This is a genomic window from Parasedimentitalea huanghaiensis, from assembly GCF_009753675.1.
GTDB lineage: Bacteria > Pseudomonadota > Alphaproteobacteria > Rhodobacterales > Rhodobacteraceae > Parasedimentitalea > Parasedimentitalea huanghaiensis.
In genome coordinates this window covers 85,307-110,572 of sequence record NZ_WQLV01000012.1, presented here as the reverse complement: position 1 = coordinate 110,572, position 25,266 = coordinate 85,307, and the positions used below count along the sequence as shown (strand labels likewise).

The 25,266-nt window shown below is 52.9% G+C and carries 24 protein-coding genes and 1 pseudogene; 15 read left to right on the top strand and 10 right to left on the bottom strand.

What is annotated here, in order from left to right:
- Positions 1-26 precede the first annotated feature (26 nt).
- The 3 genes from GO984_RS17565 to GO984_RS17555 form a co-directional block, all read right to left on the bottom strand.
- A complete protein-coding gene (locus GO984_RS17565; RefSeq protein ID WP_206188403.1) occupies positions 27-1,379 on the bottom strand; it encodes an ABC transporter substrate-binding protein in 1,353 nt (450 codons plus the stop codon).
- A gap of 23 nt (positions 1,380-1,402) precedes the next feature.
- Positions 1,403-2,533, bottom strand: coding sequence for a LacI family DNA-binding transcriptional regulator (locus GO984_RS17560; protein ID WP_157023907.1), 1,131 nt, complete (start codon positions 2,531-2,533; stop codon positions 1,403-1,405).
- 620 nt (positions 2,534-3,153) lie between these two features.
- Complete coding sequence (locus tag GO984_RS17555) at positions 3,154-3,393, bottom strand: DUF1127 domain-containing protein (RefSeq protein ID WP_157023906.1); 240 nt, start codon at positions 3,391-3,393, stop codon at positions 3,154-3,156.
- Here GO984_RS17555 and GO984_RS17550 point away from each other — a divergent pair.
- Both GO984_RS17550 and GO984_RS17545 read left to right on the top strand, forming a co-directional pair.
- Complete coding sequence (locus GO984_RS17550; RefSeq protein ID WP_245231161.1) at positions 3,387-4,418, top strand: LysR family transcriptional regulator; 1,032 nt, start codon at positions 3,387-3,389, stop codon at positions 4,416-4,418. The two genes, GO984_RS17555 and GO984_RS17550, sit on opposite strands and share 7 nt — an antisense overlap.
- A gap of 777 nt (positions 4,419-5,195) precedes the next feature.
- Positions 5,196-6,344 (top strand): ATP-binding protein, encoded by a 1,149-nt coding sequence (locus tag GO984_RS17545; protein ID WP_157023905.1) that lies wholly within the window; start codon positions 5,196-5,198, stop codon positions 6,342-6,344.
- A gap of 455 nt (positions 6,345-6,799) precedes the next feature.
- Here the strand turns inward: GO984_RS17545 and GO984_RS23690 are convergent, their stop codons facing one another.
- Positions 6,800-7,405, bottom strand: coding sequence for an EF-hand domain-containing protein (locus GO984_RS23690; RefSeq protein WP_245231159.1), 606 nt, complete (start codon positions 7,403-7,405; stop codon positions 6,800-6,802).
- A gap of 160 nt (positions 7,406-7,565) precedes the next feature.
- Between GO984_RS23690 and GO984_RS17535 the strand changes: the two genes are divergently transcribed.
- Together GO984_RS17535 and GO984_RS17530 are read left to right on the top strand one after the other, a co-directional pair.
- Positions 7,566-8,288, top strand: a complete 723-nt coding sequence (locus GO984_RS17535; protein ID WP_157023903.1) for a response regulator — start codon at positions 7,566-7,568, stop codon at positions 8,286-8,288.
- Positions 8,288-9,688: an ATP-binding protein gene (locus tag GO984_RS17530; RefSeq protein ID WP_157023902.1), complete on the top strand. Its 1,401-nt coding sequence runs from the start codon at positions 8,288-8,290 to the stop codon at positions 9,686-9,688. Before GO984_RS17535 ends, GO984_RS17530 begins: the two co-directional genes overlap by 1 nt.
- A 63-nt stretch (positions 9,689-9,751) precedes the next feature.
- Here the strand turns inward: GO984_RS17530 and GO984_RS17525 are convergent, their stop codons facing one another.
- Positions 9,752-10,324 carry a TetR/AcrR family transcriptional regulator gene (locus GO984_RS17525; RefSeq protein ID WP_157023901.1) on the bottom strand — a complete coding sequence of 191 codons (573 nt, stop codon included), beginning with the start codon at positions 10,322-10,324 and terminating at the stop codon, positions 9,752-9,754.
- Between the two features lie 158 nt (positions 10,325-10,482).
- Between GO984_RS17525 and GO984_RS17520 the strand changes: the two genes are divergently transcribed.
- The 6 genes from GO984_RS17520 (at position 10,483) to GO984_RS17495 (ending at position 16,384) form a co-directional block, all read left to right on the top strand.
- Positions 10,483-11,112, top strand: coding sequence for a hypothetical protein (locus GO984_RS17520; RefSeq protein WP_157023900.1), 630 nt, complete (start codon positions 10,483-10,485; stop codon positions 11,110-11,112).
- Positions 11,113-11,853: 741 nt separating this feature from the next.
- Positions 11,854-12,354: a L,D-transpeptidase gene (locus tag GO984_RS17515; protein ID WP_425339660.1), complete on the top strand. Its 501-nt coding sequence runs from the start codon at positions 11,854-11,856 to the stop codon at positions 12,352-12,354.
- A 35-nt stretch (positions 12,355-12,389) separates the two neighbouring features.
- Positions 12,390-12,848, top strand: a complete 459-nt coding sequence (locus GO984_RS17510; protein WP_245231158.1) for a c-type cytochrome — start codon at positions 12,390-12,392, stop codon at positions 12,846-12,848.
- A gap of 583 nt (positions 12,849-13,431) precedes the next feature.
- Positions 13,432-14,022, top strand: coding sequence for a c-type cytochrome (locus GO984_RS17505; RefSeq protein WP_157023897.1), 591 nt, complete (start codon positions 13,432-13,434; stop codon positions 14,020-14,022).
- 10 nt (positions 14,023-14,032) lie between these two features.
- Entirely contained in the window at positions 14,033-14,935 is a 903-nt protein-coding gene (locus tag GO984_RS17500; protein ID WP_157023896.1) for a c-type cytochrome, read from the top strand.
- A gap of 54 nt (positions 14,936-14,989) precedes the next feature.
- A complete protein-coding gene (locus GO984_RS17495) occupies positions 14,990-16,384 on the top strand; it encodes a multicopper oxidase family protein (protein WP_157023895.1) in 1,395 nt (464 codons plus the stop codon).
- 187 nt (positions 16,385-16,571) lie between these two features.
- On the opposite strand, the gene GO984_RS17490 is transcribed toward GO984_RS17495, so the two are convergent.
- Positions 16,572-17,213 (bottom strand): hypothetical protein, encoded by a 642-nt coding sequence (locus tag GO984_RS17490; RefSeq protein ID WP_157023894.1) that lies wholly within the window; start codon positions 17,211-17,213, stop codon positions 16,572-16,574.
- A 181-nt stretch (positions 17,214-17,394) separates the two neighbouring features.
- Complete coding sequence (locus tag GO984_RS17485) at positions 17,395-17,541, bottom strand: cation transporter (RefSeq protein WP_157023893.1); 147 nt, start codon at positions 17,539-17,541, stop codon at positions 17,395-17,397.
- A gap of 190 nt (positions 17,542-17,731) precedes the next feature.
- Between GO984_RS17485 and GO984_RS17480 the strand changes: the two genes are divergently transcribed.
- The 3 genes from GO984_RS17480 to GO984_RS17470 all read left to right on the top strand — a co-directional run bounded on the left by GO984_RS17480 (position 17,732) and on the right by GO984_RS17470 (position 21,290).
- Positions 17,732-20,242, top strand: coding sequence for a heavy metal translocating P-type ATPase (locus GO984_RS17480; RefSeq protein WP_157023892.1), 2,511 nt, complete (start codon positions 17,732-17,734; stop codon positions 20,240-20,242).
- 14 nt (positions 20,243-20,256) lie between these two features.
- A complete protein-coding gene (gene cueR / locus GO984_RS17475; RefSeq protein WP_157023891.1) occupies positions 20,257-20,664 on the top strand; it encodes a Cu(I)-responsive transcriptional regulator in 408 nt (135 codons plus the stop codon).
- A gap of 149 nt (positions 20,665-20,813) precedes the next feature.
- Entirely contained in the window at positions 20,814-21,290 is a 477-nt protein-coding gene (locus GO984_RS17470; protein WP_157023890.1) for a DUF411 domain-containing protein, read from the top strand.
- Between the two features lie 32 nt (positions 21,291-21,322).
- Here the strand turns inward: GO984_RS17470 and GO984_RS17465 are convergent, their stop codons facing one another.
- Positions 21,323-21,778 carry a YHS domain-containing (seleno)protein gene (locus GO984_RS17465; protein ID WP_157023889.1) on the bottom strand — a complete coding sequence of 152 codons (456 nt, stop codon included), beginning with the start codon at positions 21,776-21,778 and terminating at the stop codon, positions 21,323-21,325.
- A 96-nt stretch (positions 21,779-21,874) separates the two neighbouring features.
- Between GO984_RS17465 and GO984_RS24010 the strand changes: the two are divergent.
- A pseudogene (locus GO984_RS24010) lies at positions 21,875-22,009 on the top strand (Fic family protein); the annotation flags it as partial.
- 308 nt (positions 22,010-22,317) lie between these two features.
- On the opposite strand, the gene GO984_RS17455 reads toward GO984_RS24010, so the two are convergent.
- Positions 22,318-23,508 carry an acetate/propionate family kinase gene (locus GO984_RS17455; protein WP_209279436.1) on the bottom strand — a complete coding sequence of 397 codons (1,191 nt, stop codon included), beginning with the start codon at positions 23,506-23,508 and terminating at the stop codon, positions 22,318-22,320.
- A 508-nt stretch (positions 23,509-24,016) separates the two neighbouring features.
- The gene (locus GO984_RS23400; RefSeq protein WP_167740399.1) at positions 24,017-24,601 is read right to left on the bottom strand and encodes a Spy/CpxP family protein refolding chaperone; all 585 of its coding nucleotides are present in this window, start codon (positions 24,599-24,601) and stop codon (positions 24,017-24,019) included.
- Between the two features lie 63 nt (positions 24,602-24,664).
- Between GO984_RS23400 and GO984_RS23395 the strand changes: the two genes are divergently transcribed.
- Positions 24,665-25,192 carry a Crp/Fnr family transcriptional regulator gene (locus GO984_RS23395; protein WP_167740398.1) on the top strand — a complete coding sequence of 176 codons (528 nt, stop codon included), beginning with the start codon at positions 24,665-24,667 and terminating at the stop codon, positions 25,190-25,192.
- Positions 25,193-25,266 lie beyond the last annotated feature (74 nt).

Here is a 25,266-nt window from a genome sequence, read left to right as displayed (position 1 = left end):
TTTGCCGCTGTCATGTCAGGTAGGGCTTAGTTGATTTTAGACAGTTCGTCGTTCATCGCTGCAACCGCCGCAGGGGCATCAATTTCGTCATCGATGTATTGGCGTACGACCCGGTTGATCGCTTGGCTGTTGATGATTTTCGACGCCAGTGACAACTGTCCCTCGGCAACGCCCCAACGTTTGGCCACGTCCAAGCCGCCGACGATTTCGTCGATCATGGATTGCTCATACAGCTCGCCCAGTGGAGCTTTACGGTCGACGCCAACGGGCAGTTTTGACCAGGCTTCGGTAAAGGCTGTTGGGTTGTCCGCAGTGCCGCGTCGAACCGGGAACTTGCCCTCGGGTGCAATCGACAATGTCTGGGTGTATCCGTCATCCATTGCAAATTTCACAAAGTCCATTGCGGCATCGGTGTCTGCATCAGATGTGATACCGAAATAACGAACATCTCCCCATGCTGCGCCATCCGGGTTTGACGGCCCCGAGAAGTTGGTCACGATACCCGTTTTCCCGGCGAGGGCTGCGGAAGTGGGATCATCGTTGATCGTTGGCGGAGCACTGTCACGAAGGCCAGCTAGTTCGTCTAGAATAAACGGAGACCAAATGATCATCGCGGCCTGACCCGAGAAATACAATTCGCGTGACTGCTTCCAGTAGAGTTCACCTGGAGGCGAGGCTTTGGCGATGGCCTTGTAAAAGTCGAGAACCTCGGTGGTGCTGGCTTCATCAAGTGCGTTCAAGCCGTTTTCATCAACCGGACTGACACCGTTGGCCAGGAACACATGTTCCAAAACCTGGCTCATGAAGTTTTCGTCCACCTTGGTTGCGGCAACAAAACCGTAGAGTTCTGGTGGGTTGTGCAACTTGGCCAGTGCGGCCTGCACATTGGCAAAGGAATCCGGAGCGGCCAGGCCGTGCTGTTCAAACAGATCTTTGCGGTAGACAACCATTTGGGTCCAGCCATCGACCGGAACAGACGCTGTTTCACCTTTGAACGCAGCCATGGCAATGGCCCCCGGTGCAAATGTGTCGGTGCCCAGATCAGCAATCACTTCGCTGGCGGCTTCGGTGTCCAGAATGCCAGCTTCGGCCCAGGGGAGAGCATACTGCAGAGTGTGGTAGATCACATCGGGCAGATCGCCAGCAGCGTAGGCGGCTGTGGCGCGGGTTCCCAGGTCGCTTTCGGTTACTGGGATGACTTCGACCGACGTGCCGGTTTCTGTTTTGAAGAGGTCAGCCATTTCTTGCTGTTTGGCCAGCCGCTCGGGCTGCTCTTCTGTTGTCCAGAACCGGATGCTATCCGCCTGTACTGACATGGCCGACAAGGCCAGTGCCAAGGATGTGCCAAGCATTAGCTTGGCTGTGTAGTGACGTATCATGTTTAGTCCTCCCCTAAAATGGATCACTGTTTTTGTATTTTCTCGGCTAGTTCGGTCGAGCTGAGCGCTGGCGGGCCATCGGAGTCCCGTTCGACCAGCTGAGCCTCTTGCAATTCGCGCAACTGGTCAGCCGGTTCCCCTCGGATCTGACGGACCAGCAAACTTGCCAGACGTTCCCCGGCCATTCGGGTGTCAACGTCATATGTCGTCAACGCTGGACGCACATACTGGCTTTCAGGCACCCCGTCGTAACCGATCACGGAAACGTCTTTGCCGACGGTCAGGCCCAATTCAGTTATGGCCTTGTAAGCACCCAATGCTGCCATATCGGTTGCATAGACAATTGCGGTTGGCGGTTGGTCCAATTGCAACAACACACGGGTTTCGGTAGTCCCTTCGTCGCGCGTTCTGGCGCCCTCTCTTAACAGATCTGGATCTGGTTGAAGTTTGGTGGCGTGCAAACCTTGGGTAAAACCTTCGCGGCGCAAGTGGCTGTAGTTGAATTCAGGATCGCTGCCGACGTAGCCGATGCGTTGATGCCCTAAGCTAACCAGTCGTACAACGGCGTTCTGCATAGCTGTTTCGCCGGAGATATCGAACCAAGAGGCGTCTTTTTCGATCTTTTTCTGTCCATGATCCGTGCGCCCAAACATGATGTAGGGCACACCAAGCCGGCGCAGTAACCGGACACGGGGATCCGTGACCTTGGTCCGTGGCAGAATGAAACCATCGGCTTTGCGTTCTTCGATAAGCCGGGTCAGCACAGTGTCCATATCTTGATCAGATTTGGTTGTTGAAATGGTCACCGTCCAGCCAAAGTCACTGGCCGCTTCGCAGGCTCCGGCAAGGAACTCTTGCAGGAAGGGATTGTGCTTGTCCGGTTCGTCATTTTGAAGAACCAGCGCTATGGCCCGAACCCGACCTGTACGAATGGCTTGGGCGTGACTGAGTGGCCGATACCCCAATTTCTGCGCAGTTCGCTCAACACGCTTGCGGGTTGATTCAGAAATATCTGAATAGCCGTTCAGGGCACGCGACACTGTGCTTTTCGACATACACAGGTGGCTTGCCAGGTCATTGATTGTGACCCTCCCCCCAATCTTTGGAGAAGAAGAAACCTGGCCTTTGACCAAAGTGATGCGATTCGTGTTCATGAGGTGATGATTTGTTCCGAAACCGGTTTCGGCAACGGCTAATTATCTTTTTTCAGGGCATCAGTTCGCACACTACCTGCGCGCTGTGCTTGAACCACGGTGGCGTGGTTCTTCTGACCCACTGGATTTCCTGATCAACAGACAATGGTCTGTCACGATCGTTAGGCGTTAAATGGAGCTGGCACCCTCGGGAGGAGGAGAAGGTGCCAGCCCCAAGCGATGACGGCTTCTGGGAGGAAGAGCCGTCAAGGTAGATGTCAGGTAAACTCTGGGAGGAGAGAGGCCTGGCACCTCTCGATCCCGCTCTTATAGACGGGCGTCGATTTCGGAGAGAATCAGCTCCGTATTGTGTCTGATCCTGGTTTCATAGTCCGTCGTACTCATACGTAATCAGGTATGCTGCACGTTGCCCGATGTCACTTCTCTTTAGGTCTATTTGTTTTAGTTGTTCATCTGTGAGGCGGCTCAACGCGGCCTGCATTCTAGCAATTTTTAGCCTGAGCATGCACTGCGCCACAGTTTTACGCACATTGGATGCCCCCTTTCCGAGAGATGTCCATAGTTCGGAAAATACATCCTGTATTAACAGATAGGGTGCCGAACTAACGTAGCTGCTTTCTCTATACTTCATTTGCCCGACCTTTTTGTGATGCCTCAAGCGCAAGTCGGCGAATGTGCGATCGGGAAATCCCAAGGTCGGCCAAGTCTCGGTTGGTGAGGTTGTTGAGTTCCCAAACGGTAGCTCGGTAAATGCGTCGTCGTTCGTTTGCCTGCTGAGCTACAAGCAGAAAGCGCTTAAAGCCTGAGCGGAGATCATCCAGAACGGCTTGCAAACGTGCATTGTTACTAGAAATTGCCATTGGCATCATGCGTTTTCCTTTTTGCTGCATTGCAGTATTTATGCTGCAGTGCAGAGGTAGCGCAAACATACCCCGTCTCCAATCCAGTGAATTTGCATAGGGGGGGTGCCAAGCAGGAAAGGGTACGACGCATGATGGATGCATCCGCACAGATGCTGGTTTTTGTGAAAGTCGTTGAAATGGGAAGCATTTCGGCGGCGTCCAGAGCGAGCGGACAAACGCCATCTGCTGTGAGCAAACAGATCGGACATTTAGAGGACCGTGTCGGACGTCGGCTTTTACATCGCACAAAAGCTGGTGTGTCCGTGACAGAGGATGGCCGAGAGTATTATGAAAAGTGCCGAGCAATGGCCGATAGGTTTCTGGAGGCTGAGGATCATTTCTCCGCGTTCAATAGTCGGCCAATGGGTACGATCCGTGTTGCTTCAAGCGTGGTTTTTGGCAAGTCCCAACTAATCAGTGTTTTGCCGGATTTTCTGGATCTTTACCGCGAAATAACGGTGTCGTTGGAGCTGACCGACCGGCAGGTTGACCTTGAAGAAGAGGGCTTTGATGTTGCTATAAACTTTGCGGAGCAACTGACCAACCCAAATGTCATTGCGAAGAAAATCATGAAGAACGAACGTATTCTATGTGCATCACCGGGTTTCATCGAACGTCATGGCAGCCCAAAATCCTTTAGCGACTTGTCGAAATTCAATTGTCTACGCATGTCTAATGTTATTGGCAGGAATGCTTGGCATGCCAAGTTGGGCGGTGTCAGCCATACGGTTGATGCGACTGGTAACTTTGTGGGTAACAGCGCCGACGCTGTATACAAAGCTGCGCTGGCTGGCTTGGGAATCGCGCGATTGTCCAACTATTTGGTGGCTGAAAGAATTGCCGCAGGTGATCTCGTCAGGCTCATACCTGAATACACCCAAACAAACGCGGATATTGCTGTAATTTTCGCCAACAAACGCAACCTTGCCCCTAAAATACGGGTGTTCGTGGATTTTTTGGCAGATCGGTTTCATAGTCATTAATGCCCTCAACAAAGCTACTCCTTATCCCTGGATCGCCGGAATTTGGAATTTTTCGCGCCTGCATGATGAATGGCTGGTCGCGCCATTTGAGCAATGCATGCAGGTCGAGGCTGTGGAATCGATAATATCGTAGTGCCTGCATCAATCCTTCTGCTTTTGCCTCGGCAATCAATATCGCCAGCAACAAGTGATGTCGTTGAGTTTTCTATATAATTTTTGACACATGAACTGTATCCAAGCAGTTTTCCTGCGCCTACCTGCAATTTTGAAGATGAGAGGAACGAACGTCCATAATGTAGGCAAGGCCTGTAGAAAGAGAGGTGAGAATCCAGTGTTGCGAGAAATGTGTTTTTCGGAAAAATCTGTAAGTGATTGAATTGGTGTTGGTAATTGACGAATTTTGGATTTTGTGCTCAACTGAATATGCGCGCTTACATAACTTTCCCGTCTGGTCGTAAGACTGGAGTGTTGCAGAGATGCAGGCCAGAAAAGATGATTTTCCGCCTATTCGGCAGCCCGGCATATTCCGCGGAAAATCCCGCCTTACCTAACGCTGGTATTGAGGGTTTTGAGAGACATCGATCGCAACGAGAACCATGAGACCCTGACCCAAAGCGTGGTGAACCCCGCCGTATATCCACCGCGCTGATCTGTTGACGCGTACCTAGTCTGGTTGTTTCAATCAGGAGCCGACAAGGGCGTCCCCTGCATGGTCGGCGGTTGGTGTTTAGCGACTAACCGACCCAGCTCCGCTGATCGACCGCCAAAGCCGCTCCTATGAGCACCATCCATTATCCCGCGTCATCATTCGATGGCCGCGAACGAGAAAGTACTGTCATGATCAAAGTCCGTAACGGAACCGAAGATGCCCTCGCCATCTCCAATCCTACGTCCCACTTGCCTCATCAGTCCGAGGTGTTGCAGGTTAGCTCCGAGGCGCTAGTCGACTTCAATGAAATGAACTCGTTGGCGGCGCGCCTTGTCCGCCTTGAGGACTATTTCGAGCGGACAGAAACCTATCATCGCTTCCGGACGCGGGTGTTCAGTGTTCTGGCGCAGCGAGAAGCACGCCGTCGGGAAGGGCGGAGCGAGTTGAAGGGGGCGGTGCTCATTGGCCCCGCAGGAGCCGGTAAGTCGCGTATCGCTGCTGAGATCATCAAAGAGCACAACGCCCTAACGGCACAAGCGGGAGATTGGGAGTTCGGCACGCGGATCTTGAGTGTCGTTGTTCCTGGACGGTCGACGGTCAAGGAGGCCCTGAAAGCGATCCTTCAAGCGCTCGGGTACCCAGCGAAGAGTCGGCGTGACGAGGATTATCTCGGGAAACTGGTGATAGAATACCTGAAGGAGTGCCGCATTGCCGCCATTCACCTAGACGAAGTGCAGGACAGTGGGCGCTACAAGACCAAGGACAGTGTTGAAGTCTTCCTCAAAGTCTTTCGTAACATGATGCAGCACAAGGAATGGCCGGTCTGTCTCATCATGACTGCGACGCCGGAAGCCAGACATCTGGTCAATTTGGATGAACCATTGCGGCGTAGGTTACGGCCGATGGAAATGCGGCCTCTGACATTCGAGGACGATGGGCAAACGCTTCGTGAAACTTTGATGCGGTTGTTTGATGATGCGGGCATCACAGATCCCGGCATCCTAGCCCTTGGTGAGTTCATTCGGATCTTGATCCACGCTTCGGTAGGGCGTTTCGGTATTGCGGTAGAAATGGCTATTGAGGCGATCGGAGAATGCTTGGGGCAGGGGGATAGCGCGGTCGATATGGGACATTTCGCAGATGCCTACGAAATGAGAATGGATTGCGATGAGGAGCTAAACCCCTTCGTAGCCGAGCACTGGTCGAGCATCGACACGCTGAAAGCAATGCAGCGATATGAAGAAGAGCGGCAGGTGGAGCGCCGTCGGCCGAAGTAAACCGGAGGACTCGAGATTCCTTCGTCTTGTAAGCCGCCCCCAGGGGCGGTTTTTGCCGTTCAGGGCACCTTGTAAGGGGCATAATCCTCTGAAATTGCGCGGATTCTCTGTGTCGCAGGTCGGTTTTTAGACGTCGGAAGTCGGAGCGGGTAATGCCGCCACTCTATCTAAGTCATTGAATTATATGTAATAAAATTTGGACCAATACGTAATCCCCATGTCGGACGATACTGGCCCCTAAAAATTCTGGCGGCGGACACAAACCAACAAACCGTAGAAAACTTCGCTATTGAATAGTTCGTCGCAGTACCGCGCATTATGACTTTCTCCGATCCATCCTCTTCTGATCGGAGAAAGCGGCTTTCGCAGCAGCAGTTACAACCCATCTTATGACAGTTTCGGCCGCAACATCTGAGCCGTTGTTGGCCCTATTCGGGCAAAGTCAAGGAGCCCTGTCAACTCTCTGATATCGGCGCGTCACTTGGTTTCATTTTTGTGGACGAATGTGTTTTCATCCGGTTGGCTTGGGTGGTCATCTCACTTTCAGTTATTTCACCGTCTCCGTCAGCATCCAGGTGCTGAAAGCGATCCACCATCTGGTTACGCATCACCATGTTATGAAGCGTCTCGAATTCTTCGAGCGACACAGTGCCGTTACCGTCCTTATCTGCAATGGTTCGCATTGATTGCATGTGGTTTTGTGACTCTTCAGAAGAAATTTCTCCGTCACCGTTGGCGTCCGGCTTGATGTTTTTGCCCATAGGAGTGTGCATGAAGCCTAACATTTCTCGATCCATTATGCCCATCCCGCCCACGGAACCTTTCATAGCCATGCCGGCATGCATCTGTAGCATCATGTTTTGCATCATTTCATGATGTTTGCCGCCCATTTCCGAGCTACCCGGCATCATCATCTGTTTAGAAGTGTTTCCAGCACTTTGCTCCTCTGTTGTATGGTGTTCTGGTATCGCGTTTTCGTGATGATTTTCATCAGCATAAACGAAGTTGGCGCCACCCAACGCGAAAATGAGGGCAAGTGCAGCTTTAGTTTTTTCCGACATGTTTCTCTCCATTTCATGCAGTTTTAAGTGGGGATAAAAAACCAAATGAAAGCAGATGCATCTGCCGAATTGTAACGGGATGTCGCAATGAAGCCTTCGTGATACAAACGGCGACAAAAATGCAGCTGGCTGTGCTGCGAGAGTCTACTATTAAGGTTTCATGATAAACACGCCACATATCCTTGTTGTTGATGACCACCAGCAGATCCGGGACAGCGTAACCCGTTTTCTTGAGAAGAATGGGGTGAGGGCAACGGCGGCAAAAGATGCCGTGGAAATGGATGCCAAATTGTCAAAAGGGCATTTCGACCTGATGGTTCTGGATGTGATGATGCCCGGAGAGAGCGGTCTGTCGGTCTGCCAGCGCATCTCGGCAAGCAAAAATTTACCCATTATCATGCTGACTGCTTTGGCTGAAGAAACAGACAGAATTGTGGGGCTTGAGATCGGTGCAGACGATTATCTAGTAAAGCCGTTTAACCCGCGCGAATTGCTTGCTCGTATCAAGGCTGTCCTTAGACGCGTGTCGCAAATCGAGACCGTAGCAGGGGATTTTTCGGGAAAAAAACTATCATTTGCGCATTTGGTTTTGGATGTAGATCGGCAAGTCTTAGTGACGGAAACTGGTTCCGAGATATCCCTAACTTATGCCGATTTCAAATTGCTGTTGGTGCTGTTGGAGCGCCCGCGTGTGGTGCTAAGCCGAGACGAGCTTTTGGATCTCACGCAGGGTCGTTCAGCTGGACCGCTGGATCGCACTATTGATAACCAGATTAGTCGGTTACGACGCAAGGTGGAGGCAGACATCCTGCGCCCAAAAATTATCAAGACTATTCGTAATGGAGGTTATTGCCTGTCGGTGGAAGTGGAAGTGCAACGTTAATGCCTGGTTTTTTGCTTAGTTTGAGAGGGCAATTGGTTCTACTTGTTGTTGCCGCACTGGCGGCTGCACAATTGATCAGCCTCTGGCTTTTTGCTGACGAACGCAGTCTTGCTGTCAGGGCGGCCTTAGGCTTCGAAGCGGCGGGGAGAGCTGCCAATGTTGCCCGTCTCATTGAAGAAGCTCCACCAGATTTGCACCCTTCGATCCTGCGCGCGGCGAATTCTCCGCTTGTCCGGTTTGATTTATCTGATGAGCCGGGCGTTCAGCACAGTGACCATTCGGATGGTGGATTGGTCGAAGCCCGGATTCGTACTTTGCTTGACGACAATTTCAGTCGCGATATTCGAGTCGAGCTGCACCAGATTCAGGGTCAAATCCTACCGTTGCCACATCTGTCACCTGGGATGGCAGAAATGCACAAAGCTATGATGCGTGGTGAACTGTCTGCGATAGAAATGAACCTGACCATCGCTGTGGACGGAAGCCGTTGGCTGAATGTCGGAACACGATTTGAACGACCTCCGATTCAATGGCCGTTCTATTCAATGCTCACATTCACACTGTCCGCAGGTGCAATCCTGACCTCTGTTTTCTGGTTTGTCATGACGCGTCTGCTTGGGCCACTGCGGCGACTTGTGGGTGCCACTGATCGCCTGGGGCGCGGTGAAGATGTCACGGAATTGCCGGTGGTAGGGCCAACCGAAGTTCGCAACCTGACCAAGACGTTCAACCACATGCAGGGTCGTCTAACGCGTTTTGTTGCTGATCGGACCAGGCTTCTTGCGGCTCTTGGCCACGATTTGCGATCTCCTCTGACTGCAATGCGAGTACGGGCCGAAATGGTGGATGACGATGAAACTCGCGAAAGTCTTGTCGCATCGGTCGAGGAAATGCAGTCTATGGTTGAGGCAACGCTGACCTTTGCGCGTGGGTTAGCAGGATCCGAAGAACCCGAGGTCGTCAACGTCAGTGAATTCCTTGATGCTCTTCGGAGTGACATGGTTGCACCCTTCGGACTGGATGGAAGCCGTTCCTATGAAGCGCGGATACGCCCCAATGCGATGCGTCGAGCGCTTCGAAACATCATCGAGAATGCAGTGCGATATGGCGACAGTGCTCATGTTTGCCACGGTATCGAGGACGGTGAAGTTGTCATAACCATTGACGACGACGGGCCCGGTGTTCCTGCGGCCGATCTTGAGCGGGTATTTGATCCGTTTTTCCGGCTAGAACAATCGCGTTCTCTCGAAACCGGGGGACATGGCTTGGGTCTTTCAATCGCACGAACCATAGTCCGAGCGCACGGGGGAGAGATTTCGTTGAGTAACCGAGATGCCGGAGGGCTTCGTGCGACGATAGCAATCCCACTTGCAGAAACGAACTTTCCTAAGGGAGAATAATATCACGTTGCGAGGCGTCGGCCCATCGCAGTGAGTGAACAACAACACCTTTATGACCGCCCCCTATTTGGTTTGGCCGGGGCTTGCGTATCTGCCACCCTGTTCGCCGAGGATTCCTGTCGCCATCTCAGCAAACATTGCTTCGACATCGCAAACCGGTAGCCTCGCATCCCGGTCGAACCACCAAAGCGTCAACGATAGCAACAGGTCCGCAAGTAGTGTCGCTCTGAGCTCGCGGGGAACGCCCGTGCCGCTTTCGGCGGTAATCAGGTTGGAAGCTTTTTCAACTAGAATGCGCCGGATCGCAGCGGAAACAATTGGGGCCGCTTGGCTGCGCATGAGTGCGCGATAAAGCACCCGGTGCTGGATCGCATGTTCCAGAAAGGCATTGCTGAAACTGGCATCTTGTCCGGCCTCGCCCCTGCCAAGGTCGTCTTCGAGTTTTGCAAATCCGGCGCGCAGCAGGTCGTCCTTACCTTTGAAATGCTGATAAAATGCCGAACGCCCAACATCAGCGGCGTCACAGATATCCGCCACGGTGATTGTTTCATAGGCCCGCTTTACCACCAATTCTAACAAGGCAGTCTGTAGCGCCGAACGGGTGCGGCGCACACGCCGGTCTTCACCTCTCGTCATGTCGCCAACCTTTCGTTTCCGGACATCAGCCCAGCATATGTCTGCAAACGCACATTTTGAAAAACGTTGTCGATTGTTTGCGTTCTCTTTTCCTGTAATTCGCGGACCATCATCCGAAAATGGACGAATGTCCATAATCAACTCTGAAGGGGGTCGTCATGACACAAGAACATCTGATCTTCATTCCCACGATTTTTTTCATGGGCGTGATTGCCGGGTTGCTTGTGACCTCACGCAAATCAGGCGGCCTGCCGGTGTTGTTGGCGCTTGGGTTGGTACTTGGCATGTTTGGCATCACTCATCTGACCAAGCTACCAATTGGGGCGGGAGCGGTTCAGGCCGCAATCGGAGGTGCGCCTTTGTTCGACCAAAGCCCCTCTTTCTCCACCGCTGAAGTTCTGGAGCGGATCGAAGGGTTTGGAGCTCAAGGTCGCGAAACCTACCGATTGATGACTTACACAGGCGATGTCCTTTTCCCGCTTTCATTGCTTGCCTTCTTCCTAGCATTTGCCAGATTCACAGGTGGGCGGATGCGTTCAGAAACGTGGCGACGGCTGGTGTATGCGCTGCCCATTGCTTGGTTTGTAACCGACATGCTCGAAAATGCGCTCATTCATACCCTCATTTCCAGCTACCCAACACCATCAATGATGTTCGCGACTATGCTTGGTCCCATAACGTTGACCAAATTTGTGCTGCTGGTGTCTTCTTTGCTGGGATTACTTCTGGCTCTGGGTTTGGGGCATTTGCGCGGTAGATCCACCGCTGTTTCGAAGACTTGCCCCTGATCTCGACTTCCACTGCCAGCTAAACAAGCGCAGACAGCGTTCGGACAGTAAGAAGTTTGTCGTCAAAAGGCATTTGGATCCTTGTGCGAGGCTCGGCAGAGTGTCGTGCCGGAGTCAGGCGGGCTAGGTTTATTTTTCAAGTGGTTATTCGGTGTCTTCTCACGAAGAACGCAAAAACAATCTCAGGTTCGCTTGATCAATGGAACGTCCGATGAGGTGACTTGGCTGCGAGGCATGTCTTGCTCCGCTACGTTATCCTTGTCTTTGCCGTGGCAGCTTTTGCCCATCATCTTGTGCATTATTAAATGGGCACCAACACAAAGTAGAAGTGGGGCGAGGGTGGTCAGATTAAGACCACTTCCATTTTGCCCATTACCAGCCATCACATGGCTGAAAACTGGTATCAGCATAAACATACAGCACATAATCATCGCAATGTGCATTCTCTTGATACCAGTGCGCGATTGCGTTGAAGGAGTTGGGTTCTCTTGTTTTGCCACAGGGTGCCTCGGTCAGATGACTTTGCTCTATATGCCTGCCTTTCAACGGCTAAGGTCAAGGATACATTTCGATACAAACTAAAAGGCCCGCAAGTGTTTGAAGCCTTTGTGGTGTTTGCTAGAGCGTAAGACATAGCGCCTATTGGTAGAAACAGCGGGAAAGGAAAGTCGAATGGATTTTTGCAGCAGCAAGAAGCCAAGTAGACGTGCGATGATTGCTGGTACAGTAGGGGCCATTGCGATGCCCGCCGTTCTGCAGGCTGAGGACCAGATTTCGGTGGAACGAAGTATTTCCGCCTTTGTGACGCATGATTGGCAGGACCACTTTGATCGTATAGGCCGGGGTATCATCATTTCCGACACAAATTCACGGGTTCTCCAACATTGGACCAAAGACGGAGAAATGCGGATTTACCCCACTTCGGTTCCACTTACTGATGATTTGACGAAACGGGGATACACCAGTGTCGTCGAGAAGCGGAAAAATCCTGGATGGGCACCAACCCCTTCGATGCGGGAGCGTAATCCGGAATGGCCGGCTTATGTACAGGGTGGTGATCCAAGCAATCCTCTGGGTACTCGGGCGCTCTACCTATCTTGGCAGTATTACCGAATTCACGGAACTCATGACACCCGCAAAATAGGTCGGCGTTCTTCGAATGGCTGTATTGGACTGTACAATGAACACATTGAGGAAGTTTTCGGACGAACCTTGGTGGGAACGCAAGTAAAACTGATCTGAAAGCAAGGCTTCGACAGAAGACAAGGAGTGTAGGTTTGAATATTTTGGGTGTAGCAATTGGGGGCGTGCTTATCGGAGGCCTAGTTGTAGTGGGTTGGCAAAGCTTTCAGGCAACGGGTACGCAGCAGGGTCATTCGATGACACCACCTGATACCAGTCAGTTGTCTGAAGGTGATCCCATCGCTCAGATCAAAGTACCATCAGAGTTTTCGACCCTGGCACAGGTTGGGAAACGGGCTTTTGATGTTAAATGCTCGGACTGTCACGGTGATAATGCGACGGGTAGGGAGGGATTTGCTCCGCCATTGGTACACAAGATTTATGAGCCTTCTCACCACGGCGATATGGCTTTTCAACTTGCTGTGCAGAACGGCGTACGCGCGCATCACTGGCGGTACGGAGACATGCCACCAGTAGAAGGTCTGACCAAAGGGGATGTGCGTGGGATCGTTGCCTATGTTCGCGAGCTGCAGCGCACGAACGGAATTAACTGAATTGATCGTAATAGATAGGTGACAACTTGATGGTACAGAACTGTGTAAAGGGCCAAGCCACAACAGGCCTGTTCCGAGTTGGGTTACGAATTGAACGCCCTTTTGTGGCCCAAGGATTGACTGACAAGGGGCTGCAAGGCAGTGTTTCTCTGGGAAAAATACTTTTGGCCGGATTTGGAGCTATCTAATCCATGACATGGAAGCGGCAATTATCTTGGACTTCAGTGTTTTACAGTGTGCTTTTTTTGATGATGCTAAGCTTTCTTCCTGGCGATGCTTCAGCCCATAGCGGTCATGAGCCTATAAATGTCGTTGCACAGAGTTTTGAGGACACTGTGCATGAGGAAGAAGGGCATCCTGGCCATTGTCATGGTGGAGCCTTTTGCGCTGGTGTTGCGGTGATCGTTGTGTCACCTTTGCCGCCCGAATTGACTGAATTTGCTTCTAAAGTCACGGTTCCTTCATATTCGACACTTGCCCTGTCGCCTTTCGGACTTGAGCCACCTCCACCCAGATTCGCGTCCTGAACGACAAAGCGAGGCGCCGGACTGGCGCGTGGACAAAAGTCATACAGGACAAGATTATGAAAGCTTCTAGGATTCTAGCCGGTGCCGCAGCGGCATCAATGATTGCGGCTGCTGCATTTGCACATGGTGGCGCAACTGGTGTCGTTAAACAGCGCATGGACGCAATGGCGGCAATTAAGGATGCCATGAAGGTGCTCACACCCATTATGCAGGGCAAGACGCCCTACGACGCAGCTGTGATCGGCCAACAAGCGAATGTAATCGGCAATCATGCAGGGGCAGCACTTACGGAACTTTTCCCAGAGGGTAGTCTGGATAAACCGTCTGAGGCTCGACCTGAGATCTGGGAGAACTGGTCTGACTTCCAAGATCTAGCAGAGCAGTTGAACAGCTATTCGGAAGGTTTAGCGCTGGCGTCAGAAAACGGACTAATGATGGCGGCAGACACACAAAGCGGCTCGATGATGCAGGGCGGTATGATGGGCACCCAAAGTGGCTCAATGATGCAAGGCGGTATGATGATGCAGGGCGGCATGTCCGGTATGCGCGACCTTGATAGCCTGTCCAAGATGCCCGCAGATAGTGTTTTTTTGATGCTGAGTCAGGCTTGCTCAACCTGTCATACCCGTTATCGGGTCGAGAATTGATAGGTGTGCCATGACAAGCTTTTTTCGTGTTGGCTTGGTTGCGGCGATTGCAGCCGCAACAGGCTTAGGCGCGGTCATCGCCTGGCCGATCGGGGTTTTGCCACCTCCCTTGATTGAGTTGGAGGGAGACGTAAACCGTGGTGCATACCTGGCACGGGCCAGCGGCTGTATCGCTTGCCACTCCGACTTCAGAAGTGGTGGAGCACCTCTTGCAGGGGGCGTTCAGCTGGAAACACCGTTTGGTGCGATCTATTCTCCCAACCTAACTACCGATTCCCAAGAGGGGATCGGAGACTGGGATGTGCAGAAGTTTGCCGTAGCGGTTCGGCAAGGGATTTCCCCTGATGGTTCACCCTATTATCCGGCTTTTCCCTATCCGTTTTATATGAACTTCACGGATCAGGAGATCGTGGACCTTTGGGCCGCATTTCAGACAGTTCCTGCCAGTGACACTCCCTCGCGTGAACCTGAATTGATGTTTCCCTTTAATCAGCGATGGGGGATGAAGCTCTGGCGGGCTGCTTTCCTGGAACCTCCGCATACCGATCCTGTCCCTGGCAACGATGGCATATGGAACCGAGGTAGGGAATTGGTAGAAGGCGCAGCGCATTGCGCGGCGTGCCATACAGGGCGCAATTTTGCCGGTGCCCGAATGTCCGATACAGAGCATTTTCAGGGCAACGCCGATCTGCCTGGCGGAGACAAGTCGCCAGCAATTGATGCCGAAACGTTGCGTGAACGCGGCTGGACGGTGGAGTCTCTAGCCTACGGATTGCGCTCGGGGATCATGCCGGATGGCGATGTTTTCGGAGGAGGAATGGGAGAGGTGGTGAACTATGGCACCAGCTTCCTGACCGATGCCGACCGTACTGCCATCGCGACTTATCTTATGGATGTCCATGAAGGCGGCTAAGACCAAAACTCGGAGGCAGGCGTGTTCGCCTGCCTCCGACTGAAAGGAATTGGAATGAACAAAACAAGACGGGATGTCCTGTGCTTGGGGGCTGCGTTAGGAGTTGGCGGCTTGAGCCCGACGCTTTTGACCGCCGCAGCAGAACCGACACATCTGACGGCGAAGCTCGCAAACGTTCAGCTCGCGCCTTCTAAATACCCTCAGACGAGTATCTGGGGGTATGACGGAAAAATTCCTGGTACACTAATTCGGGCGCAGCAAGGTGATCGGATTACCCGGCGTTTCGTTAATGAGTTGCCGCAACCCAGTTCGGTTCACTGGCACGGTCTGCGTATCGACAATGCAATGGATGGGGTTGCCGGTCTGACCCAGGACGCTGTGGAGCCAGGGGACACGTTTGATTATGATTTTGTTGCTCGTGACGCGGGAACCTACTGGTATCACGCCCACAACAAGTCGGTCGAACAGGTTGCGCGAGGTTTGTATGGTGCGCTGATTGTAGATGAAGCAGAACCGGTGGATGTTGATCGGGACGAAGTCCTGATCCTTGATGACTGGTTGCTTGATACAGAAACGGCTCAGTTGGACTCCGACTATGCATCCGGCCACGACAGGAGCCATGCGGGACGCCGAGGTAATTATATTGCAACCAACGGAGCCGCTTTCACCGAAATTCCGGTCGGACAAAACCAACGCTTGCGCTTGCGTCTGATTAACGCGGCTAACGCCCGTATCTTCCAGCTTAGCCTCGCTGGGTTCGATGGATGGGTCATGGCCTATGACGGTATGCCCTTAGAGGTTCCGGAAAAAGTTGATGGGCCTTTCTTGCTTGCTCCGGGACAAAGGGTGGACCTGTTTGTAGACGTCATCGCAGATGCTGGAGAAACAGCTCATCTGGTGCGCGTAGATGACGGAGAAGGGTACTCTCAGGTGACCTTTCCTGTTGGCTCTGACCCCACATCCCGTCTTCGGCGTGATGTTCCTAAAGCGCTTCCGCCGAACCCCGATATGGATGTCCCTGGTATAGAGACAGCACGCCGATTTGAATTGCACATGGAAGGCGGTGCCATGGGGGGACTGGAGAGAGCTAAGTTCAATGGCAAGGATATGGGTTTTCGGGCGCTGATAAACGCCAATCAGTTCTGGTCTTTCAATGGTGTGGTTGGCATGACGGAAACGCCTTTGGCGGATCTCTCCGTCGGAGAAACAGCTCGAATAAATATCCGCAACGACACCGCTTTTCCGCATGCGATGCACCTGCACGGGATGCATGTACGAGAGGTTTTGGACAATGGCGATATGGGACCGCTCAGGGATACGCTGCTGGTGTTCCCGGATGAAGCTCGTGAAATTGCCTTTGTCGCTGGTGGCTCGGGCAAGTGGATTTTTCACTGCCATATGTTGGGCCACTCGGCTTCGGGCATGGCGACTTGGGTCAACGTTGAATGAAACACATTAGGAATAGGGATATCATGAGGAACTAAAAGCAGAGATCGACGAACATTTCAGGACCTCCATGGAGCTTGCTTGGGTGATGGGCTTTAACGGCACCCCATTGTTTGTAATTGGTGACGAACTTGCGCACGGGTTCGCCCAGCCACCACAATTGATGGTGGAAAGTGGTGAATTTTCACTTCTAATCCTGATACCACATAATCAACGTTGCTAGCCCCGTTAGGATAAGTGCGAAGGTGCTGCATGCTATTAAGGCAAGGAGCCAACGCGCAAGGCTTATTGGAATGCGCCCAATGAAGGAACGTCTATGGAAAGTTTTTTCGAAAATCGCCGCATAGATGGGCAGGGACGCGAGTAACACCGCATAAAGGTAAACCCCTGAGATGTTTTCGAAGAGTGCCGAACGCGCCAACGTTGGGGCTACAACCCCTAAAGCTGTAGATTTGCTGCCGCCAAATGACCCGAACCAGTCAGCCGACAATACGTAGATTATGGCATGGATGAATACAAAAACTGTTATGCGCAGTGGCAGATCAATGGCGAACATAAGTTGACGTAGGTGTGGCCGGTTGGGTCTCTCGACAATGATCGCGAAAACGAAGAAACCGATATAGTTGACGGCAAACACCACCGGGAGCCCATTGGTAATAATTTGGCGCATGAAGCGGGATAAAGCAGGTCCGCCAGTTGCGAGATGTGCCGCAAAACCCGGTGTCAAAAATACATAAAGAACCAGCAGCGGAGCCATGCCCAGCAAACTAACAATCAGCGTGTTTCGGGCAAACTCAAATCCAGGCGAAGATGAAGAAAAGTAACGTTCCATGGTTTTGATGTTACCAGAATTCGAACGCTGTATCGTTAGGAACCGCGGCAGAGACCGCAGCTGTTGCAAACGGTCTTGCTGAGTTGACTAAATTGTGGAAATGCCTCGGTTCAATTTTGTCATCAAACTAGGCAGTCACGTTGTTCGGATAGCCTTCTTTTTCAATCAATGCGGACAGGTCTTAAACGGACAGCGCGCTGGAAACGTCTATTTTGCGTGCTTCCATGTCAAATACAATCGTTGCGGTTGCATCCGCAGAGGCAATTGCTTTTTGGATGGCAGATTTGCAGTGGCCGCAGCTACTGTCTGGGACGGCAAAGGTGGACATTGTAGTTCTCCTATCTCGTTTGATCCCGTCGCTACCCCCTTCCTATGCTGGAAGGTCAAGTTGAAAAACAGCTTATTGTGCGGTTTGACAGGACATAAATTTTTCCAGTCAAAAGATGCTCGACACACCTTGACCTTCCAGTTGCTGGAGGCCCTATGTAGTGATCATCTAAATTTTTGATGGTGTCGACATGACAGATTTACATACAACCCAGTTCCAGATCGAAGGGATGAGTTGCGCTTCGTGTGTGGGCCGCGTCCAGCGTGCTCTGAGTGTGGTTCCAGGTGTGACAGAAGCTACCGTAAACTTGGCGAATGAAAGTGCTCTGATCACTCATGATAGCAGAGTTTCCACGGTGGATCTGGTTGGAGTGCTGCAAGATGCGGGGTACCCAGCAGTCGTCGATGAGGTGACACTCGATGTGCAGGAAATGTCTTGCGCGTCCTGTGTGGGGCGTGTTGAGCGTGCCCTCGCGCAGGCCGAAGGAGTGATGACTGCATCGGTGAACTTAGCAGCGGAAACCGCGACCGTACGATTTGCGGACGGCGCAATATCACCAGCGGAAATAGCTGCCTTGGCCAGTGCGGCAGGATACCCGGCCCAGGTCAAAACGGCCGAGACGTCCGACAAGGCAGACCGCAAGGCAGATGAAATCAGGTCACTGGCGCGCCGGACTTTGTTTGCCGCAGTGCTGGCACTGCCGGTCTTCATCATTGAAATGGGCAGCCATGTACTTCCAGGGATGCATCATCTCATCGTCTCGACGATCGGGCTGCAAACCAGCTATTTCCTGCAGTTTCTGTTGACGACCATTGTGCTGTTTGGTCCAGGGCTGCAATTTTACACCAAGGGGTATCCGGCCCTTTTCAAAGGCGCGCCGGACATGAACTCCCTTGTGGCGCTTGGGACATCAGCTGCTTTCGGGTTTTCACTGGTGTCCACATTTGCGCCGACCATGCTCCCCGAAGGGACTGCCAATGTCTATTATGAGGCGGCAGCAGTAATTGTGGTCCTCATCCTGCTTGGGCGGTTGCTTGAGGCCAGGGCAAAGGGGCGCACTGGTGAAGCAATTCGCAAGCTTGTCGGGTTGCAGGCCAAGACCGCGCGGGTTGAGCGTGACGGCACTGTCGTGGAACGCCCGATCGAGGAAATCGTCGCGGGCGATGTCGTACATGTTAGACCAGGCGAAAAAATTTCTGTTGATGGTGTGGTCCTGACCGGCTCATCCTTTGTTGACGAAAGCATGATCACAGGGGAGCCGCTGCCAGTCGAAAAGTCCGAAGGTGCCAACGTGGTTGGGGCAACGGTTAATGGAACTGGTGCCTTGACCTTCCGGGCAGAGAAAGTTGGCAGTGACACGATGCTGTCGCAGATTATTCGGATGGTCGAGCAGGCCCAGGGTGCCAAACTGCCGATACAGGGAATGGTGGACAGGATCACGCAGTGGTTTGTTCCAGCGGTGATGGTGGTCGCTCTTCTGACCGTGGCGATCTGGTTCCTCTTTGGGCCGGATCCGGCGCTGAGCCTGGCCTTGGTCGCGGGTGTCGCGGTTCTGATTATTGCTTGCCCCTGTGCCATGGGCCTTGCGACGCCGACGTCGATCATGGTCGGCACTGGGCGGGCGGCTGAGATGGGCGTTCTATTTCGTAAGGGAGACGCGTTACAGATGCTTCAGGAAAGTGGCGTCGTTGCGCTTGACAAGACTGGTACGCTGACCGCCGGACGCCCAGCACTCACCGATCTGATCCTCGCGGAGGGAATGGACGAAACGGACGTGTTGCGAATGGTGGCGGCCGTGGAGCGAAATTCCGAGCACCCAATCGCCGAGGCTATTGTTGCTGCTGCAGAAGAACGCGGAGTTTCACTGCCAGAGGTCAACTCGTTCACGTCGATCACCGGGTTTGGTGTAAAAGCTCAGATCGAAGGGCGGGACGTGCTGATTGGCGCGGATCGGTTGATGACGAGGGAAGGGCTGGATCTCGGCGATTTGGCGGCGCACAGCTCTACTTTGGCCTCCAAGGGCAAAACTCCGCTATACGCCGCAATCGACGGTCAGGTTGCAGCGGTCATTGCGGTGGCGGATCCGATCAAACCGACCACACCGCAGGCTATCAAGGCGTTGCACAGCCTGGGTTTGAAAGTGGCGATGATTACTGGTGATAACCAGGTGACGGCTGAAGCCATCGCAGAAGAACTTGGTATCGATCACGTTGTCGCTGAAGTGCTGCCGCAGGGCAAGGTTGCTGCGCTGGAGAGCCTGAGTGCGGACGGAGGTAAGCTCGCCTTTGTTGGGGATGGCATCAACGATGCGCCTGCACTGGCGGCTGCTGATGTCGGGGTGGCAATTGGAACTGGAACAGACGTTGCCATCGAAGCGGCGGATGTCGTTCTTATGTCGGGCGACCTGTTAGGCGTGGTGAATGCTATTGATGTTTCCCAACAGACGATGCGCAATATCCGTCAAAACTTGTTCTGGGCCTTTGGCTACAACACTTTGCTGATCCCAGTTGCAGCTGGGGTTCTGTACCCGTTTGGTGGCCCACTTTTGTCACCTGTTCTGGCCGCTGCTGCGATGGCCTTGTCGAGCGTATTCGTCCTGACAAATGCCTTGCGTTTGAAGTGGATCCGCCCCGCAGTAGACCGGGCGGATGACACAGTGAAAAATTCCGATCTCAACCTGAAGTCCGCACCTGCAAGTTAAAGAGGAGATGGGCAATGAATATCAGTGACGTGGCCGACAAATCCGGCCTGCCAGCGAAGACCATCCGATATTATGAAGATATCGGCTTTATCAAACCCAAACGTCTGCCCAACGGCTATCGCGACTTCGAGAACGTGGAACTGCATAAGTTGGCATTCATCGGTCGTGCGCGTTCGCTAGGTTTTTCGATTGAAGACTGCCGGACCCTGCTAGAACTGTACAATGACACATCGCGAGCAAGTGCTGATGTTAAACAAGTCGCTCAGCACAATCTAAAAGAAATAGAAGACAAAATCGCAGATCTGAAAGCCATGCATGCAACTCTTTCCCATTTGATTGACGAGTGTGCGGGGGATCACCGACCCGATTGTCCGATCCTGGATAGCCTGGGCAATACGGTCCTTACGAAATCTCTGTCGTAGAACATCGTGGGTTGCAGATACCGCAAGACAATTGCCTAAGCGCAATTTGCGCTGTGTCAACGCCTGTGTCGTGCAAACCACTTAGGAACCCCTCATACATTAGGGCGATTGAACGAGATATTCGTCGAGGACGCCATTAGGAGCGAACAATGAACACGAGCGCGTTCACCAGAAGAAACCTGTTACAGGGAATGCTAGCTGTCGCAGCCGTTTCCGCAGCCCCCGCAATTGCACAAGGCACTCCTAAGATGCAGGTGCTAAAAGACCCAAGCTGTGGTTGTTGCGGATCTTGGGTCAAGATTATGAAGCGATCCGGGTTCGACGTTTCAGTTCAGGAGACAACGAACGAAAAACTGTTCCGGCACAAGCTCAAGTCTGGGATCACCGAAGAGCTAGCTTCCTGCCACACTGCGTCTATCGAAGGGTATTTGATTGAGGGGCATGTGCCCCCGTCCGATGTAAAGCGGCTTTTGGCGGAACGTCCGGATGCTCTTGGCCTCTCGGTCCCGGGAATGCCATGGGGTTCTCCCGGCATGGGGCCGGAAAGCGAGCGGGACGCTTATGATGTCATCCTATTCTACAAGGATGGAACTACTGAGGTATTTGCCCGTTACGAAGCCGCCTGATTTTTTTGTCCTTCAGGGTCTTACGTCACCAATTATCCGAGTATGCCGGGCCAGTTCTTGAGCCCGGCAGCAATGTTACCGGGAATTTCTTTGCGCCAAAGTTTTTGGGCTCGCAGACTTGCGTTGAGATAGAGCTTTTCGTCGAAAATCGTCCAGGCTTCGGGGATTGTTGGTGCAAGATAACCGCGTGACGCCGCGTAGGCGCAGTAACCTCCGAAAACCGGTACATAAGAATCTGGGGCAGACGCGAACTTGGAAGCGTTGCGCTTGCTCGAAAAACGCCATTCAGCACCGCCCCAATTCACTTTGTGATCCGCAGAACCAACAACAGGTTTTCCCTGTTCGAAATACCCAACAGGGTCGATGGAATTGATAGCGACGGGATTTTGAAAAACCTCGGGCTCACGGGCCAACGCCATTCTCGGAAACAGGGCGAGTGCAGTTGGCGTGGTGGCAAATAGTCCAAGTACAGTGCGTCTTGTAATCATCGTGGTCCTCCATCTTTATGATAATAGACATACCTAAGTAGGAGGGAATGCCGACTAACTTGACTGTGATACGGACGTGAAGAGCCCGACTTTGACGAAGAGGAGCATCCTTTTGCGCGCGCAGTCCTTGGTCACTGGTTTCTGGGCTACATCCATCAGCACCCGGACGGGAATGGGAGACTCGCTCGCCTTGCTATGAACGCTGATTTCGCAAGCTCAGGCTGTCGTTGAGCTGTGATCAGGCTTGATCAGCGGAAGCGCTATATGAAGGCCCTCGATACCGCGAGTTTTGAAAGAGACGTAGCTCCCTTCGCGAAGCTGATTGTCGAGCACTTGGATTGTAACTAAATCGAGATATGTCCACTTGCAAACTGGGGCTAGGGCAAGAGCCGGTTCGCGCCTGTTTTTCCAATAGCCCCTGATTGCCCCGCTATACACCCACATCCAATTCCAAGGCGAACTGTATGGCAATTACCCTGTTGAACCAGCGTTCCTGCAGCGGCGAACTTTATGTGGGAGAATGAGACCGTACTTGAGCCTCACAATTGGGCCTTTTCCCTAACAATAGTGAGGGTATGGCGAGCGATAACCAGCTCCTCGTCCGTTGGAATAACGTACAAAGCAATGCGGCTTGCATGGGTCGAAATGCAGGTTGCCCCAGCCTCGTTTGCCACATGGTCGATTTCAACCCCAAGCCAGCCCAGCTTATCAGCAATCCGCGCCCGGATCTCGGGTGAATTCTCACCGACCCCTGCGGTGAAGACAAAAGCGTCCAGACCGCCAAGAGCCGCAGCGAGCATTCCCGCCATCATCCCGGACCGGTAGACGAAATGATCGACAGCAAGCGCTGCGCGCGGGTTTTTGCTGGCTAGCAGGTCGCGCATGTCGCTTGACTGGCCTGATAGTCCCTTGAGGCCGGACTCATGATACAGCAAGTCCGACACAGCGTCCGCACTCATGCCTTTTGCGGTTATCAAGTGTAGCACGACGCCCGGATCAAGCTGCCCTGGCCGGGTGCCCATTGGCAGCCCGTCGAGCGCCGTGAACCCCATGGTGCTTTCAATACTGCGCCCGTCGGACACTGCGCACATTGATGCACCGCTACCTAGATGAGCGATAATCACCTTGCCCTTAACCGCGTCGGGCATAATCTCGCTGAGGCGCCCGGTAATGTACTCATAGGACAGTCCGTGAAACCCATAGCGCCGTACACCTTCTTCATAGAACGCGCTTGGCAAGGCATAGCTGCTGGCAATCTCGTCGTGACCACGATGAAATGCGGTGTCAAAGCATGCGACCTGCGGCACCTCAGGGGCAATCTCCATTGCTAGCTGGATCGGCGCGAGGTTATTGGGCTGATGCAACGGGGCAAGATCTTGGTAAGAAGCAAGCTGCTTCAGGACATTGGCGTCAATCAGCACAGGTCCATCATAACGCGGTCCGCCATGCACGACACGATGGCCGATAGCGCGGAACCGAAATCTCTCCAGCCCATTTAGCCATGTACGTGTCTCGGTGATTGCGGCGGGAAGGTCCGGCACATCCTTGGGAGTGAAGGCTTGGTCGATCAGTACCTCACCATCCGCTCCGGTGGCGCGCAGCCTAGGGCGCACGCCAATACCATCGATCTGGCCGCGAACATGATGCGACAGGTCGTCGCCCGCGACCGCGAAAATCTGGAACTTCAGACTGGAAGAGCCGGCATTGATAACAAGAATTGCATCCATCATAGGGTTACAGCCTTGGTCCAAAACTTCTGACGCCGGACTACAGCATCAAGGCCGGTGACCGAACTTGAAGCAACGTGTTCCGCAGTGAAATTACACGCGACGCCAGTACAAGTTGAACCTCGCCTGCTCATGTCCGGTTTCATGGATATGTCCTAGTCAATAGATTTGCCTGCCATAGGCGTACAGGTTTCGCGCGCCGTCGACACGATCTTAGCAGAACTTCCCCAAGAGGAATGCCGATTAATGCATGTTGTTGCTCGAGCTCCTCATCAAACAATATAAGCAAATATCACCGTGATAGAACATCTGTCGCTAGAATGGAGAACAGATAGTGATTTCTGGGTTGGGATTGATTTTAGTTAGCTAAGTTCAACACGACTTGCAGCGGTGCAGGATACCATCGGAATTCCCTGAGCGGACCCTAAAACGAGCCTAGGTGTCTTATGAGGCAAATGGCAGCATCAAGCCCAAATTTCTTGATGCGACACAGTGTTCCAAAATTCCCTTGTCAGTTATCTCCACATCCGTTGTGCTTGCGCCACATGTCAACATCATGACCATAGGGAACGGGCTGGCACGGATCAGATATGTACCCACGCAATTCAGAGTACTTCGAACTTTGCTCCGCTGAGAGCACGTCAACACTCATCAAGTGCCGCGACAAATGAATGTAGCGTAAGTTGGCACGCGCAGCCTCGGCGGCGGCAATCAATGTACGTAATTTTGCTGGTGAAAGATCACCAGATTTGAAACCTTGATCAAGATCGTGTTCGGCTTGGATCAGTGCGTTTCCTTGGGTTACTGCCTCTATTTGCATGGCATCAAAAATCGCTTGCATTTGGCTGGCTTGCGAAGGCGTCAGATCAAGGTCGGTTTGCAACTCCAGCACATGTGCTGGGCCTGGATAACCGTTCAACTCGGCTGGCAAGGCCAAACCCCAGCCTGCGCCGCTTTGCAATTCTTCGATATCTTTGACGGAAAGACTGGCAATGCTTCTAATCTCAAAACCTTTGTAGGGTTGATGGATGGTTTCAGCCAGCGCAGGCGCTCCGACGGCGATCATCAAGAGGGCAATCAAAAGTGGCGATTTCATATTTTGGCTCCTTTTCGCCAGTATTTCTGTCAAATTTGCGCTGCATCAGATATGATAATGATCATGTCCCTTGGATTTTCTTCACTGTTTAATGGCGCGCAAGAACGTCGCTTTGACGCGGGTGCGACCGTGTTCCTTTCTGGTGCGTGCGTTACCCATGTTTATTTCGTGCGCGATGGCTGTGCCGTTTTGCTAAGACATCTTGCCAACGGTGACGCGGTCTACCTTCAAAGGGCCAAAGCAGGAGATGTGGTTGCCGAGGCTTCAGTCTATGCGGACTGCTACCATTGCGACTGCACCGTTGTGGAGCCTACACTTCTGCTCGCCTTGCCACGACAGGAGTTCCGGCGCGCCTTGCGGGCAGATGCGGAAGTGTCCGAAACTTGGGCTGCGCATTTGGCAAGGACGGTACAAAGTACGCGCATGCGTGCTGAAATTCGCAGCCTCAAAACCGTTTCTGATAGACTAAATGCCTGGCTGGCAGAATATGGCCCCCTGCCAGAGAAAGGGCAGTGGCAGGGAATTGCAAACGAGCTTTCGGTGAGCCGAGAGGCCCTTTATCGCGAGCTCGCAATTCGTCGATCAGGCTAGCACTTAGTGGGGGAATGGCCATTTGAGCATTCGCTGCGAATTCACGCTTCGCCCCGCGCAGTTGACCTTGATGC